The organism is Xenorhabdus szentirmaii DSM 16338 (genome assembly GCF_002632585.1).
Taxonomy (GTDB): Bacteria; Pseudomonadota; Gammaproteobacteria; order Enterobacterales; family Enterobacteriaceae; genus Xenorhabdus; species Xenorhabdus szentirmaii.
The window spans coordinates 15847-31417 of sequence record NZ_NIBV01000004.1 but is presented as its reverse complement, the minus strand read 5'-3'; the positions used below and the strand labels follow the sequence as shown (position 1 = coordinate 31417).

General features: G+C 39.9%; 16 protein-coding genes and 1 pseudogene. 12 read left to right on the top strand and 5 right to left on the bottom strand.

Translation table 11 applies throughout. From position 1 onward, the window contains the following. Positions 1–1255 precede the first annotated feature (1255 nt). From Xsze_RS20275 to Xsze_RS20265, 3 genes are all read left to right on the top strand, one after another. On the top strand, positions 1256–1708 hold the full coding sequence (locus tag Xsze_RS20275) for a hypothetical protein (protein WP_038234251.1): 453 nt from the start codon (positions 1256–1258) through the stop codon (positions 1706–1708). A gap of 147 nt (positions 1709–1855) precedes the next feature. Continuing rightward, complete coding sequence (locus Xsze_RS20270) at positions 1856–2176, top strand: hypothetical protein (RefSeq protein WP_038234249.1); 321 nt, start codon at positions 1856–1858, stop codon at positions 2174–2176. Positions 2177–2530: 354 nt separating this feature from the next. Beyond that, positions 2531–2839, top strand: coding sequence for a hypothetical protein (locus tag Xsze_RS20265; RefSeq protein WP_038234247.1), 309 nt, complete (start codon positions 2531–2533; stop codon positions 2837–2839). A gap of 751 nt (positions 2840–3590) precedes the next feature. On the opposite strand, the gene Xsze_RS20260 is transcribed toward Xsze_RS20265, so the two are convergent. After that, the gene (locus Xsze_RS20260) at positions 3591–4265 is read right to left on the bottom strand and encodes a hypothetical protein (RefSeq protein ID WP_038234244.1); all 675 of its coding nucleotides are present in this window, start codon (positions 4263–4265) and stop codon (positions 3591–3593) included. Positions 4266–4783: 518 nt separating this feature from the next. Then, the gene (locus Xsze_RS20255; protein WP_038234242.1) at positions 4784–5308 is read right to left on the bottom strand and encodes a hypothetical protein; all 525 of its coding nucleotides are present in this window, start codon (positions 5306–5308) and stop codon (positions 4784–4786) included. A gap of 223 nt (positions 5309–5531) precedes the next feature. On the opposite strand from Xsze_RS20255, the gene Xsze_RS20250 reads away from it, so the two are divergent. After that, positions 5532–5966: a hypothetical protein gene (locus tag Xsze_RS20250; RefSeq protein WP_038234240.1), complete on the top strand. Its 435-nt coding sequence runs from the start codon at positions 5532–5534 to the stop codon at positions 5964–5966. Positions 5967–6101: 135 nt separating this feature from the next. On the opposite strand, the pseudogene Xsze_RS22960 reads toward Xsze_RS20250, so the two are convergent. Beyond that, positions 6102–6466, bottom strand: a pseudogene (locus Xsze_RS22960) (Rpn family recombination-promoting nuclease/putative transposase); the annotation flags it as partial. Between the two features lie 333 nt (positions 6467–6799). Between Xsze_RS22960 and Xsze_RS22485 the strand changes: the two are divergent. Next, positions 6800–7864 (top strand): DUF6453 family protein, encoded by a 1065-nt coding sequence (locus tag Xsze_RS22485; protein ID WP_038234238.1) that lies wholly within the window; start codon positions 6800–6802, stop codon positions 7862–7864. A 420-nt stretch (positions 7865–8284) separates the two neighbouring features. Here Xsze_RS22485 and Xsze_RS20235 read toward each other — a convergent pair whose 3' ends face one another. Beyond that, on the bottom strand, positions 8285–8575 hold the full coding sequence (locus tag Xsze_RS20235) for a hypothetical protein (RefSeq protein WP_038234237.1): 291 nt from the start codon (positions 8573–8575) through the stop codon (positions 8285–8287). Between the two features lie 38 nt (positions 8576–8613). Continuing rightward, entirely contained in the window at positions 8614–10257 is a 1644-nt protein-coding gene (locus Xsze_RS20230) for a DEAD/DEAH box helicase (RefSeq protein ID WP_038234235.1), read from the bottom strand. A gap of 78 nt (positions 10258–10335) precedes the next feature. On the opposite strand from Xsze_RS20230, the gene Xsze_RS20225 reads away from it, so the two are divergent. The 7 genes from Xsze_RS20225 to Xsze_RS20195 all read left to right on the top strand — a co-directional run bounded on the left by Xsze_RS20225 (position 10336) and on the right by Xsze_RS20195 (position 15547). Further along, positions 10336–11037 carry a ParB/RepB/Spo0J family partition protein gene (locus Xsze_RS20225; protein ID WP_038234233.1) on the top strand — a complete coding sequence of 234 codons (702 nt, stop codon included), beginning with the start codon at positions 10336–10338 and terminating at the stop codon, positions 11035–11037. Beyond that, positions 11037–11711, top strand: coding sequence for a ParB/Srx family N-terminal domain-containing protein (locus tag Xsze_RS20220; protein ID WP_038234230.1), 675 nt, complete (start codon positions 11037–11039; stop codon positions 11709–11711). The genes Xsze_RS20225 and Xsze_RS20220 overlap by 1 nt, the downstream gene beginning before the upstream one ends. Further along, positions 11708–12355, top strand: coding sequence for an ATP-binding cassette domain-containing protein (locus Xsze_RS20215; protein ID WP_038234227.1), 648 nt, complete (start codon positions 11708–11710; stop codon positions 12353–12355). Before Xsze_RS20220 ends, Xsze_RS20215 begins: the two co-directional genes overlap by 4 nt. Before the next feature lie 2 nt (positions 12356–12357). Beyond that, positions 12358–13257, top strand: coding sequence for a hypothetical protein (locus tag Xsze_RS20210; RefSeq protein ID WP_038234225.1), 900 nt, complete (start codon positions 12358–12360; stop codon positions 13255–13257). Positions 13258–13270: 13 nt separating this feature from the next. Beyond that, complete coding sequence (locus tag Xsze_RS20205) at positions 13271–13537, top strand: hypothetical protein (RefSeq protein ID WP_038234223.1); 267 nt, start codon at positions 13271–13273, stop codon at positions 13535–13537. A 145-nt stretch (positions 13538–13682) separates the two neighbouring features. Next, complete coding sequence (locus Xsze_RS20200) at positions 13683–14288, top strand: hypothetical protein (protein ID WP_038234221.1); 606 nt, start codon at positions 13683–13685, stop codon at positions 14286–14288. Further along, positions 14288–15547, top strand: a complete 1260-nt coding sequence (locus tag Xsze_RS20195; RefSeq protein ID WP_038234219.1) for a phage terminase large subunit — start codon at positions 14288–14290, stop codon at positions 15545–15547. Before Xsze_RS20200 ends, Xsze_RS20195 begins: the two co-directional genes overlap by 1 nt. Positions 15548–15571 lie beyond the last annotated feature (24 nt).

The following is a 15571-nucleotide window of genomic DNA, read 5'->3' as shown; positions in this document are numbered from 1 at the left end:
AATAATCAAGAAATATACAATAATAACTAAACAAGAAAAATTACCAATGTTTAAAAATTAGTAGAAAGAAGAAAACAATCACCAAAAGATAAGTAATCACACCAGTAAGACAATAAAAACGATACTGGATATTACAGGAGACAATAAGAACTCCGGCATATCAATCATCAGAGAGAAGACGGTAGACAATCAATGGTAATAACACAGGTAGGAAAAGTAAGAGAAGCAATCACGGTTACATGTGATGGGTAGTCGTATACGTAGAAGAACCGTAGAGAAGTATCAGCAGCAAGAGATAGTAGGAACAGTGAAAGTATAAGAGATGGAAAATAGAAACGGGTACGTACTTTTACCGTAGAAATTCCCCACCGTGAGCCGGTCAGCCGAAGCATCCCTACGGTTGCCTATGGGAAATGAGGAAAAGGTCTATTCTCACCGACGGGAAGCGGCTACAGGTCAGAAACGGGGTTCATTACAGGTTGACATGAGAACTGGCGAGGTGGACGTTTTGCCTGTGATTCCCTACGGCAAAATATTTTGTTGCCAACATTAAATTGTTTACTACCTTTCTCACAATGTAATAATAATTTCATTAAGAAAATTAATTAAATACATTATGGGAGCGTGTTATGGGATACACACATTATTTTTCACAAATTGAGACTGTGCCTGATATTAAGTGGAACAAGTTCAAACTCCATTTCTCTATCGTTTATGCGCACCACCTATTCCACGCCAATGCAGAGTTATATGACTGATTCGGTGAGGAGCCAATAGATTTAAATTTCCTTTTAAAAGGAGCGGATACATTACGATTTAATGGCAATGACAAAAATGGCGAATCTTACGAAACATTTTCCGTAAAACGTATTGCAGGAAAGCTGATAAATGGGGAGGATTTTAGGTGTTGTAAAACTGCCCGAAGACCATACGATTTTTACGTTGTTGCAGCATTGATCTTGTTACACCACTTCTGCGGAAACTACTTTAATATTAGCTCTGATGGTGAAGAAGACTGGTTGCGGGTGCTGAAAATAGTAAAAGAGTATACAAAACTTGATGGCTTGGTTATTCCTCCAAATGTGATTAGCTGTAGCTAACTATAACAGCGAAAGACCTATTCGAGTCTTTCGCTGGGTAATCATTACCAATCACCTACGACAATAAATAAACAAGAAAACAACTTGAATAACAAAATGTAGAAGTTAAGATAATCATTCCAATAATGGGATTTGGCTAACAAGGAATAATTATCATGGAAAAGATTAATCGCTCAAACCTCGTTTTCGATATGTACTACTCCTCCAGCAAGAACGGAGCGGCTGGTGAGAAAGTTGCAGAAATCACGGCCATTGTTCGTGATCGTGCCACTGGTGAAGAAGTTACCACTACTACATTCAAACGTATCACCGGTAAAGATCGCAGTCAGAAATTTGATTTAGGTGTTATCCGATTGAGCCGTGGCAACGATCAGTTTTGTACATCGGTAATCGAACACTACCGCAAAGACGTAGAAAGCCAATTTAAAAACCTGATGGTTGAAGTAAGTGATGTGCTGGAAAGCGGTCTGAATAGCTCAACGTGGATCGGCATGTTTGGCTTGCGTGTATTGGGTGATATGGATGCGGCTTTACATCTGCCGGAAAACGTATTGGCGCTTTTAGGTGAAAAGCCGATTGAAGAACCTACGGTAGATGTAGGTAAATAACGGTCAATAGTCTGACACCTTCGGGGCGTAGAATAAAAACTACGCCCTTTATCTTTTCATCATCCCTACTGCTTCCACTTTTTCGCCTATTTGCTACTGGCAAAATACTTCCATCAAAACGACAAAGTACAAATTAAGGAACGCAGTATGGCCAAGAACTTGATGAACTCTGAAAATATGATTTTTCCAGACGAGTCTCGTGAAATTGAACTTGTTGAAATTGTCATGCAGGTAGAAGTGGGACATGCTCAATTTGAGCTGGCAGAAGAAGAGATCTATCGCAAAGCAGATGGCAAACTTATTGATACGCGGATTGCACTAACTCGTAAGGAATGGAAGAGTGGCAAATATGTTACAGCAATCGCCAAACATTACCCAATGTCAGAACGCAATAAAGCGATTAGCGAAATGGTCACATTAACTCAATGGGCGATTATGGAAACAGCTCAAGAGAAGATGGCGAAATAAAGAATTATCGGCGGATAAAATGGAAGATCCGCTTTCATATTTGAAATGCTGTGATTACAGGGAAGTCCATTGGAAAATAATATTAGGCTGTTGCCATTCTCCTGTCGCTCTTGTAGCGGCTTTTTTACCCACCTCTTTCCCGTAGGCAATGGACCTCTTTCTGCCCGGCTATCGACTGGCTTCCCGCAATTTACTCTGATGCTTACCTGAGTGTATGTGTTAAGTAATTATCTGCCTATAACATGAAGTGCATTATTTTTTTACGCCCGTCATTTATCGCTTTTTCGCCTTATCCAACGTGTGAAAATAACATCATTAAGATAACAAGATAGATAACTAAACGGAGTAAATAATATGCGCTCTAACGCATTTAATCGTCATAGCAACGCTCAAAACCGATTTGTCGATCATGATGCACTTGAACACGAACTTGAGTTGGACAAGAAAATTGCTGAACAAATCGAAGAAAATCGTCATCATTTACGCCTAAAGATGCGTATCGCTGATGAAATACGAAAAGAATGTGAAACCTATAAACATCCATCAGCTTGTGAGAAGTTGTCACTTACATTCTACCTACTGGATAAAACACCGATTTATTCAAATGGGAATGACTTGTTTACCTTGAACAAAGATTTTAGCCGTAATTTGTTTATTCTGTAACGTTGTGTGTGTTGTGTAACTGCGGTTCTCCGCCCTAAAGAGTCCAGTGTAAAAGCGGGACTTTTTTGGCGCCAGTTTAACCCTACGGGAAACCGAATCGCGCCTACGGGAAGAAAAGGCAACATGTTGGAGGAAAGAGAGAAAGATTGCCTACGGGAAAGGGAAACGGCTGGATTCGGGAAACGGGGAAAGGGTCGCATCACGCATGAGGCGGAGAATTTGAAAATTAGACGATAATCAGTGTGGATTAATAGTTTAGCGAGTCTAAATTAAGTTACTACCTCGCAAGTAGTTACTCGATGAAACTATATCAATCATGCTTTATTCTTCACATATACTTAAATCGTGCTCTAATACTGACTTATCACGCTAAAAATTCATAGAAAAATATATCGGCAGCATCTGGGCACTAAATCGATAATATTTCGCATTCTAAGCGTTTTTACTTACTGATAATATGATGTGATATCTTAATGTTTAAAATGTCTCAAAATAGATTCTATGCGCTCTTATGGTTGATTGTGTTGTTTAATATTGCCAGTAAAGACAGATAGAAAGAGATTAAACGCGATCATAACGATTCTAAGCGCTTACTGTATGATAGCTGGTGGATTGCATAAGAAAGGATTTAAAAGCGTTTATAGTATGCTTTGTGGCGTTATAGTGCGGATCGTCGGACGTGTTACTAGTAGCAGAAAACAAGCAAAAAAATCCGCTAACAAGTAGCGGATATTATAGAGTGTGAGATTGATTATTCAGCGATAGCAAGATCTAATTCTTTTTGTTTCTCTTTATCTTTGGTGAAGATAGATTTTAAATATTTCACTAAGTCATTTTCAGAATTGATTTTATATTCACCGTATCCTAAGCTGATTTTTCCGCCAGTGTAAGACACAATCCCCAAACGCTCACATAATTTTAATGCTTGGTTTGTTTGTGTAAATCCGCTATCTGCTTTCTTGTCTGCTTTTTCTTTGTGAGAAGTCATTTGATCGCGATATTGGCGCATGGTGAACTTAGTTTTATCATCTTTAATAAAGTCTAATATTGCTATGATATTAGATGCGCTCATGTCCGATAAATCATAGTCATAGAATCCGTTTGCGATACCACGGATCATAAAACCAAACTTATTTAAGCTATAAGAGTTAATAGCTATTTCTTTTAATAAATCTGCTGGCTCTGCTTTGGCGTTCTTTACAATGTAATACAGTGAGGAAACAGCTTTTTCATTAGTTGAGATTAAAGATGATAAACCAGTAAAGTATTTAACTTTTGTGCTGGCTGCTTGTAAGTCTGCTTTATCTTTACTAGATAAGTTAGCAACATCAGACAAGCGTTGTTTTATATCGTTATATTGTGTGTCTAATAGAGATGCTACGGATGCAACAGAAGAGACGATAATAGATTTAGATAAGTTAGCCATTGTGTAGATTCCTTTACTATGCGTTTAGTACGCTTAATTGATTTGTTTTATAGTGTTGTCATCACTTGGTAGCGATTATATTATCAAACAAATTAAACCAATCAAGATATTTTTTTACTTTTTATATATTTTTTTTGCTTTCAATATGAAAACAAAAATCTTAGAAAAAACAATAAATTATTGGAAGATGTTGCCTATAAAAATATCATTTAATAACGCTTGCCCTTATATATATTTTAAATTCAAGAGATACGTGATTATCTATGCATTAGATTGATTGGTGAGATTATTTGATAGAGTTATTTCGATGAAGATATTGGTGTTGCAGAGGAAGAAATATATGAATGATATATTGTAAAAAAACTTATGGATTAAATGCCTTTTCATAATAGTGAGAGTATTTCCAGATGGTGAACCCTTGTCCGCGCGGACAAGGGTTACTCCTATCATTTTGAAATGCGATTTAATAAAAAACCAATTGCCAAGGGGCGCTTCACTGGTCCTAAGTTGTAGAGAGCTTATTCAGCCAGAGAACCATCAGCTTCAATAGGCACGATACGTTTAACTATATCATACATAATATTTATAGTGCTTCCGCTATTGGTCATGAGAATAACTGTATCATAGTCGCATCTATCACATTTTCCCTTATAGGTTTTGCCATCTTTTATAATTACAGCTACATTACGATTCATAGCATGAGCTTTGTTCAATATCAGATGGAAAGTTTTGGGTTTCGGCAAAGAGCTTTTTTCAAAAAATTCCGTGTTTGAGGTGATAGTTTCGATTTCTTGTCTTGGTATGAGTTCTAATGTAGCAATCTGACAAAGAAGCATCCTGCGATTTGAAAATACAATAACTCCGCTGCGATTATTGGTTTTGAGTACGTTGGTTTCAAAAGTGTTACCATCAATATCGGTTACCCTTACTGAATATTCACCTTTAATTGCTGGTACAAGTCCTGTGTAAAAAGTTTTATAAGTACGCTCATTGTATCGTTTGGTGCCGTATGTAATATCGACCTTTGGTAATTCGTTATTCATTTTTTTTCTCTTTTTTAAAAGCTCTTGGGAATATTATACCAAAGACAAGAAGGAGATTTGTAAAAATAGAGGGAAAGGTTACTTCTGTCTATACTTACCAACATAGGAAATGTGAACTTCCGATAAACTCGACGGTGCAAAAGAACCCGATTTTCATAGGTTGTTGTAATAAATATTCACATATATGTAAAATGAGTTGCATTATCAATGATAGAGAAATGTAATGAAAAATAGGGTAATTTTGCCATCTGTTCTGGTTGTTTTTAGTTTGCTTGCAGGTTGTAGCTCCACAAGGCTTGACGTTGCTGCATCAAAGGAAGTACCAGTAAATAGGATGTTTTGGGGATCAGATAAGGGCAATGAAGGGTTGAAAAGTCAGATTATTATAAAAAGAGATCGAGGTTTTGTTGGCTCAGGTTGCCTACAAAATATTCAACTTAACGGAATAAAAGTTGCTGAATTGGAAATTGGAGAAAAAGTAACTTTTTATGCGCCTCCCGGTAATTACACATTCACTACATATTTAAGCGGGAGTGCTTTCTGTGGTTCTCTTATCAGTTCACTGGCGGTAAAGATATTACCTAATTCTTCAAATATCTTTAGAATAGCAGTAGTAGATGGTTCTGCACCGAAGATTATCAAGGATAATGATTCCTAATTATAAGTGAACAATAAGAATTAGTTTTACCGAAATGGAGATCTTGTGTCTCCATAGCTTGCATTATGGCTAAAGCCATAAAACAAAAATGCCGATATCTCAGATCGGCATTTTACGATGAAAGAGGAAATTAACTTAATGCTTTAACGCTTCAATTTTATCCTGGCTCAGGCCGGTGCTGGTGACAATAATATCCAGACTGATGCCCTGTTGTAATAGTGAGTGGGCTGTTTCTAGCTTCCTTCTTCCCAGCCCTGCTCTATCCCTTTTTGTTCAAGCAGTTCTGCAATAGTTATCAACATATTTTCATGCTCTGGGGATTGTTCAGACAGTTGATGGACAAATTGTGAGAGTTCCAGCGTATGTCCATTCAGTAAAATATAGCGTAACACAACATAGCGCTGTTCAATTGTATTATGTCCCGCATTTAAAGTTATACCAATTGGAGAATCCATTCCAGCATATCCCGTCGCCGGGATATGCTTTTGTACCAGTTCCATATCTCAGTTATAGTTTCCGTTATTGAACTGTAAATCTGACCAAGTATATGATTGTTCGTAGAGAATTGGGATTCTCAATATGTTATTTACAGCAATAAATCTCCTAAAACAGTGCGCCGCCAACCTAAATTGATAGTTTTCCATTCAACAACTTTTATTAATCAATATAATAGATACAGATATTTTTTGAGAGCTTAACACTACCGCTGTAATTTACACTATGTAATAATTATGCAGTGGTATTATCTTACATAAGATTGAAGAACAGAGTAGAAAGCTCTTGTATTTTGCTCACCGTCGTTTGCATTGGATGCTGTAGTTAGGTTGTATATAATGGAAAAAACAGGATTAATTGTTTTCCCGTCAGATGGTGGAAAACACTTTTTATTAAATGAAGAATGCAAGTTATTAACTAAATTAATAACAATTAAACAGAAACAGAAAGGATCAAAGTGGAATATCGAATATCAATATAAACATTTTATACCTAATGCTGATAAATATGAATTAGTTATAGTTCCTAGATGTTCTTGCTTGTACTTCACGGTTAACTATATGGCAGGTGGTGGTGGTGGAGTTGCAGGAGGAGGGCACATAAGAATATTTAATGAAATGTGTTCGGTTCCGATCACAAAATTCGATATTCAAGGGGAGCATATTGTTTGGGAGATTGACAAAGATGTTCTTTATGAGTTTCTTTATATGTCTGAATGGGTATTTGATAATGAATACATTATTGATGTATATGGATACAAGAAAAATCAATTGATAAAAAATAATTTTGGTTTAGATTTTAAAGCCGCTGATCAATTTTTAACAGTTTCTGATGAAAAAGAGATTGGCTATTGCATTTTAAGAGAAAAAATTAAAATGAGTGCAGGTCAATCATGGAGTGTACCATTAGGCTTACCAAATCCTGAAAATCATGTGGTATTTGTTCGAAGTGATAACCCAAATTGCGCCGTTTCTACTGATAGGATATACAATAAAATTACGGTATCCCATGATTGCAATTTATATATTGTTGTTTTTTCTTCTGGGTTCACTCCACAGAAGGATGATTGTGGATTACATATTTGGAATGAACAGGGAGAATTAACTTATTCCAGTAGATATATTCCTTTTTTTCAAGGAGAGAATATTATTTTCAATAACCATACCGATGTGGTGACTACAACATTACAATCCCCAATGATTAGAGCAACAGATTTGTTTCTTTTATGGGATAAAAGTGGGAATGATTGGGATTATTATGCAACGGCATATAAATTCACTGGAAATAAAATAACCATAACAAAAGGTATAAAAATTGGTAATGGTAATATTGGACCGCAGTATGACCACAGTTTGTCCGCAGCAATTCCAACATACGCAATAGAATTTTCAAACTATTTTTAATTTCTCAAGGTTGAATTATCCGTCTCTTGAGAAGAGAAAATAAAATCTCAGGGCGAAATCATGGGAAATTTACTTTTTTAACTAATTATTGAAATAAAGCATTAACAGATTAGTAAAATCAGATTGTATTATTTCCCCATTATGAGTTGTTTTTATACAATTTGAGATAGAAAAATGCTCGACGTCCGCGCTCTCGCCCTACCATGCCAGATTGTCAACAGGGACTGACATGTTAATTACGTCCTCGTATTGCAACGAACACTTAGGCAAACATACAATAAGGATCATTATTAACAAGAGAAAATTTTTAAATCATTGGCAAAAATATTTTTAGACATAGCTCGCTCCGTTTTGCGGTATTGTATAAACGGAGCGGATCATAGAACGATAACAAAGGGGAAAAAATAAGTATTTGGTGGCTTACTGTACTTCGTTTGATTCCGCGTTCTTAAGCAGTGTATCAAGCATTTCCTGAGTAATGCGACCATCTTTGAACATCTTGAGCAGCCGTGTTTTTACGCTACTTGTCTCTACAAGAGCCTTTGTTGATTTATCAAAATCAGCCAGCGTTACATTTTCTAAGATGGTATTCAGTATCAGTTCAATCCTCGGTTTGACACCTTTCTCTTTAAGTCTGGTTTTTAACTGCTCCAGCTTTTCATGCGACTTAGGTGTGGCTCTGAACTGAACCACTTTTGTTTTATTGATCATAAAATACCTTTAGAAAAATACCTTTTTTAAAATTATAGCTATTTAGTAAGTAAGTGAAAAGGGAATTCACTGCCTTCCGGCAACATGCCTTGATGGAATCCGTCTGTTTCACGAATGATATTTCGGCGTTCAAATGAGTGTTCTAATAGCTTGTTGTTTGAGTAGTCTAAGAAATCAACCACGAAACAGATATTCGTCTGATCTGTTTTTTTACGTAATCCACGACCGACACGCTGACGTAATTCAACCTCTGCCTTTCCTCCACCAGCTAAAATAACGCCGCCCACACCCGGCACATCCACCCCGACATCGAGTATGGTTGAACCGATGAGTACATCAATCGTCCGGTTTCGCAGTTTATCGAGTTGTGCCATACGTTCTTTTTGATTGTTTTCGCCAAAGATAAATTCAGCTTTGATACCTATGTTTTCGAGCATTTCTTTTAAGATGTTACCGTGACGGGTTAACTTAACCAGTATCATTACGCTTAAGTTGTGACTGACCATTTTCTTAACCTGATGAACAATGAGACTGTTACGGGCAAGGTTATATGTGATACCGAGTTTCGCGGCTCTGGTATATGGTGAGGTTCTGCCAAGACGGGTATTTCCAACGGTTTCTTTCAGGTCATTGCTGATATTTACCTCATCCGGCGTGTAGTCTGTTCGCAAATACAGGAAATACGGTTTAGCCAGAATGCTCCTGTCGATCAAATACTTCTCAGACACTTTAATTCCAATAGAGCCGGTCACCGCCATTAAACGCATATTGGCTTCCGCCGAGTCTTTCATAAATGGTGTAGCTGTCAGCCCCAAGCGATAATCAGCGTTGATGCACATACGAGAAATATCATAGAACGAGTTGCCAGAAGACTCGTGAGCTTCTTCAAGGATCAATAATGCGGCTTCTTTAAGCATCATTTTGACGGCGACTTGTCTGCGATAATGAAAATTGCGTTTCTTCTCCCACTCTTTCCGCTGTTCTTCTTTGGTTGGATATGGTTTTTTACCCGATTTACCTTTCGGTGGTAGCTTCTCAACAAAACGTGGGTATTCATCAAGGAAGCTGGTTAGTGTTTGAATAGTTGCGACATTGATATGACGTGAAAAATGGAATAATCCGTCACCGATGATGCCAACTTTCTCACCTTTAAGGTGTGGTTCTCCATTTTCAGCACGGTAATCAATAGATCGCTGAAAATTGGCTCTCATTTGGTGCATAAGCACTGATCGCGTGGTGATAAACAGACCCAATCGATTGATTCTGGCAGCGGCTTTACATGCAATGTTGGATTTTCCACCACCGGTAGCGATTTGGGCGATCATTCCGCCAATTTTGACCATCCTCTCAACCGTCTCATCCTGATACAGATAATCGGGGTTGAAAGGAAAGTCATTTATCTTTGGATTTGGCTGACCTAATGGCTCAAGCATCGGTTTCCTTTGCAGTAAAACACGATGGCCGGCTTTTTCCAGCTTACTTTTTACTGCCTGAACAAAACCAGATGGAAAACTGCGGGTAGACCAATTGAACATCGTTGATTTGCCATCCCATCCACTCGATTTATACTGCGCCCCATCCACCTCATAGTTCAGTGAATCCTGAATACAACGCAATACGCTTTCGTCAGCATTTTTGCTGACTAATGCGTTAACTGCGTTGTATGCAATAACGATATTCATGAATAAGACCTTATGTTTTATGAAAAAATCACTATACTAAGTAAGTGAATACTTATGTAAAAGTATGGAAAAAATACAATGGAAAGTAAAACTAAATTTTTAGAGGTAAAGACGGGGTTACTTGTTCCTAACGGCTGGAATACGAACAGTGTTCCGTTGATGAACATGGATAAGCTTAAAGAGTCAGTAACACGACTCGGTTTATTCAAGCCTGTCATTGTTCGTGAGGTTGGCGACAAATACGAGATCTTGGGCGGCGAGCATCGTTGGAGAATCGCTGTAGAACTCAAAATGCCGACTATCATAATTGCCAATTTAGGCGTGATCGATGATTCCACGGCAAAACAAATCTCGGTTATCGATAACGAGCGATACGGTGAAGACGATGCTGAAAGTTTCGCCCGACTGCTGGAGGACATTCAGGCGGATATCTCCTACAACTTTGCTGACCTTGCTCCTATTGACGACATTCTCAACGATGTTATGCCAACCATTTCAACCGAAGCTGCGTTTCGTGAGTTAGAGGCGTTGAGTAGCGAAATGGGCACCGGAACAGGGATGGATGAATCCGACTCTGAGTCTCTGTGTGAACGTGCTGAAAAAAGCGAGACAAGCGCCTACCAAACCATGCGTTTCAAAGTGACAACGGAAGCGGCAGAAACAATCGAAGCCGTTATTGCAGCAGTGATCCGTGACGAAGTCATTAAGACCGGTAACAAAATGGAAGATGCCGGCGAAGCTCTGCTGATGATTGCTGAAAAATACAAGGAAGTGCGCTGATGGAAAAGAAATTTGAGATCGTTTATTTAGACCCGCGAACGCTTATTCCGTATGAGAAGAATGCGAAAAAGCACAACGAACAACAAATTAAAGACCTTGCCGAAGCGATTAAAAAGCGTGGTTTCGATCAGCCTATCACTGTTGATAAATATATGGTGATTATCACCGGTCATGGTCGTACCGAAGCCTCTATTTTTGCGGGTCTGGCAAAAGTACCCGTCATTATTCGTGACGATCTCGGCGAAAAAGAAGTCGCGGCCAAACGACTCGAAGATAACCGCTTATCCAGCACCGATTATGACGCATTGCTTTTACAAGAAGAACTGAAAGGGCTGATCGACAATGACGTAGCCGTATACGGTTTTTCTGAGCGTGAATTAAGTGTTCTGGTTGAAGATATGGCTGGCTCAATGGCTACCGACGATTTGGTGTCTGATCTGTCACTGGAAACCGACCGTCAGAAAGAGGAACGCGACGAAATCACTCATGAAGTCGCAAAAGAAGACGTTCGTCTCAGTGACGTAATGGGCTTTAAATCCATCCCTGCCAGCTCCGCAATTATCGTTGGGGATTTACTCGCCTACATGGAAGAAACTACGGGAAAAGAGGGTCTGGACGCATTTCTGGCGTTTGCTGACAAAGTTTCTCAGGAAGTGTACGGAGAGCAGTCATGAGCGACTATCTGATTAACGTTTCATTTGATACCCGTGTCACTAAAACTACTCGCACACTCGAGGTGGCGGAATCTTTCGGCTTAGGAATGGACGATAACCAATTCACTTTATACGACAATCTGCCAGTCAAAATAGACCAGGGGGATGTTGTTTATATCACAGGGCAATCAGGTTCAGGCAAATCTGTGATCTTGCGTGAATTGCAACGCCTGATGAAAGATGAAGGAAAAACTGTTGCATCCATTGATGATATTACCTTTGACGATGATAAAAACGTCATTGATCAGGTCGGTAAGACAACCGCAGAGGCATTAAGTCTGCTGTCGATGGCCGGACTCAACGATGCTTACCTGTTTATTCGCAAGCCATCCGAGATGTCTGATGGACAGCGTTACCGATTAAAAATCGCAAAACTGATCGAGTCTGGCGCGAATGTGTGGGCGGCAGATGAGTTCGGTGCTGTATTGGATCGTGTAACAGCTCAGGCGGTCACTTCTAACTTCCAGAGAGCGGCGCGTAAAATTGGTGCTACCGTGATGGTAGCCACCACTCATGAAGACCTGATCAATGCCTTACGTCCGGGTATCACTATCACCAAACACTACAAAGAGCGTGTGAAAGTTGATTACGCGACGGAGGGTTGAGCATGAGCAGTACGGTGATCCAACGCTATAATGAGGAGTACTTCCCGAAGCACCTCGATTTTATGAAAGAAATGATCGTGTCGAAAGGCACGATTGAAGACTGGCATGAATTGAAATCACTTCACTACAAGACTGACAGTAAGCCATTCGCGCCATGTTACTACAAATGCACGATTGGCGACCGTCTGGTCGGTGTTGTCGTGATGGCATATCCGAAGCTGTTGCTTGCACCGCGCCACCGGATGTTTCCTAAGTTGAAACCAACAACCAATACAACGGTGGCGAACCAGTATTGGGGTAAGTATGTGAATGCCAACTTTGCAGTGATAAGTCGTTGTGTGGTTGACACTCTTTACCGTGGGTTAGGAATCAGTTACCGGCTAGTCAATATCGCTTCTCGTATGCACGATAAGTCGATCATTGAGATTCAATCCTCTATGAGCAAATACAATCCGTTTGCCATGAAAGCCGGATTTGAATTTATTCGACCGGAGCGTCCGAAAACCTACGAAAGCGCATTGCGGGTTTATCAGCGTCACTTCCGTTCGGATGCCGGTGATACCGAGGCAATCGTGGGAGAATTGTTTGCCATGACGGAAACACGCCGTCGCCGAGCACTGGCTGATTTGACTGCCAACTACCACAAGAATTCGTCTTTGGCGAAAGCGGGTCGTAACCGTGGCACAACTATTCAGAACATTCTTGACACGCTAATAACCGAAGAAGCGATGGTGAAATTACTCAAGGAAATTCACAACCTCAGCTTTACAACCCCGTTGTATGGCGCATATCGCAATCCAGACTTCGGGAAAACGCTTCCGAGTGAAATACCACTTCTGGCATTTGATAATCAAGAAGTGCGCTCAGGAATGGATTTAGAACGCTTAAAAATGATTTTGTAGAAAGGAATACAACATGGACGTTACAGAAAAACAAAAAATGATTATCCGCACTGTATGGATTGGAATGGAAAGAGAGAATCCGGTTGATATGGATGAATTACTGGAAATGCTGCCTTACAAAACGACAAAGCAATCAATGCAGTTTTCTATCCGTGCTTTGATTAAAAAAGGATTCGTAATTAAAGGTGGTTTGAGAAAACGTTCCGCTGGTGGTGCATACAACCGTGTCGTTTATAAACTGACTGATCTCGGTTCTGCGGTTGCAAAAATGTATAGTTAATAATACCTTGATATAAATAATATATATTGGTAATTAATGAAAATAACAAAAATTGAATGTTTAGTTATTTTTTAAATAAGAAATTAATATACATATTATGGGAGCAAGGCTTTTACATTAACACTGCGGAAAAAGGAATTTTCGAGTGACTACCAAAGAAGAAAGGACACGGCTTTCTGCTTCACAATGGGCGGAAGCAGAAGCAGCGTGGTCTTCCGGTGAATTTTCGTTATCTCAGTTGGAAGAGCGTTTCGGGGTAAGACGCGAAACGCTATCACGGCATTTCAAAAAACGGAAGGTTGTGAAAGGCACTGACGCGGTAGGAAAGCTGGTTCGTGATGCAATCAAATCTGAAGCGGAGATCCGGGCAAAAGAACGAACCGCATTGATTGAAGAAAGACGAGGCAAATATGACCGCTTCGCTTTCAACATTGCGGCGTTACTGATGCGAGAAGTAACCGAAGGCTCTAAATCTACTGCAACGGGTGGTGGATTAATTGGCTTCGCCGAGCGTGAAGCCAATATAAAAGCGTTGCAACGTGCATCCATCACGCTCAGTAAGTGCTTTGAGGTATCCAGTAAAGCACTCAATATGGATAAAGTGGATGTTGAAGAAGACGACCTGCCATCACTGATGTTCGGTGAACTGACACAGAGCCAAGTGGCTGAGCTGCGTAAATCAGATGAACCTGTAGATCTATCAGAAGAACTCGACCTCGACGATGATGAAGAAAGTGACGGGGGTGAGTAATGTCTCAGGTTAATAAGGGGCTTCAACTCGTTCAGCTCCACAGCGGTCAAATGTCAGTCTTTAAGTCGCCTCACCGTTTTAAAGTGGTGTGTGCTGGCCGTCGTTGGGGTAAGTCGCGTTTATCGATCTCAAAATTGATGAAATCCGCCATCAAAGCCCCTAAGCAACGTGTTTGGTATATTGCGCCAACATACCAGATGGCGAGACAAATCCTTTGGGATGATTTGCAAGAGCTGATCCCTCGTAAGTGGGTCAGGAAGAAAAACGATACCACAATGACCATTGTGTTGAAAAATGGCAGTGAGTTGGCATTAAAAGGTGCTGATAAGCCTGATACGCTTCGTGGTGTTGCATTGAACTTTGTTGTACTTGATGAATTTCAGGATATGAAGCCTGATACTTGGTACAAGGTTATTCGTCCTACTCTTTCATCTACAAAAGGTGAGGCGTTAATCATTGGTACACCGAAAGGTTACTCGGCATTTCATAAGCTGTGGACTATCGGGCAGAGTAAATCGATGCAGAAAAAAGGGCACTGGAAAAGCTGGCAGTTTGTTACCGCAGATTCTCCGTTTGTTCCTGAGTCTGAGATTGAGGCGGCTCGCGAGGATATGGACCCTAAATCATTTGCGCAGGAATACCTTGCTTCGTTCGAGAATATGTCGGGGCGTGTTTACTATCCGTTTGAATGCAAGACACATGTCAGGGAGTGTGAGTTCAACCCTAAACTGCCGATATGGATAGGACAGGACTTTAACATCGATCCTATGTCGTCTGTTGTATTGCAACCTCAGCCGAACGGAGAATTGTGGGCGATTGATGAGATTGTACTGTTTTCATCAAATACAGCAGAGGTCTGTGATGAGATTGAGCGGCGTTATTGGCGTTGGAAAAGTCAGGTCGTTATTTTCCCTGACCCGGCTGGCAGTTATCGCCAACATGCGCGTGGTGAGTCGGATATCGATATTTTTAAGGAAAAAGGTTTCACCAGAATCGATTTCCCGAAGAAACACCCGCCTATTGCAGATCGTGTTAACTCCACAAACCGTATGTTGATGAGTGCGGCAGGCACAGTTAGGCTCTACATAGATCCTAAGTGTAAACACCTGATAGAATCATTTGAAAAGGTAATTTACAAGCCGGGTTCAAGGGATGTTGATAAGGCAGCAGGCGTAGAGCATAGTACCGATGCGATTGGCTACCCAATTCACAGAAGATTCCCGATTAAAGAGCGCACTATTCTCGGTGGTTCACGCTAAAATTAATAGGTATTTTAATACCTA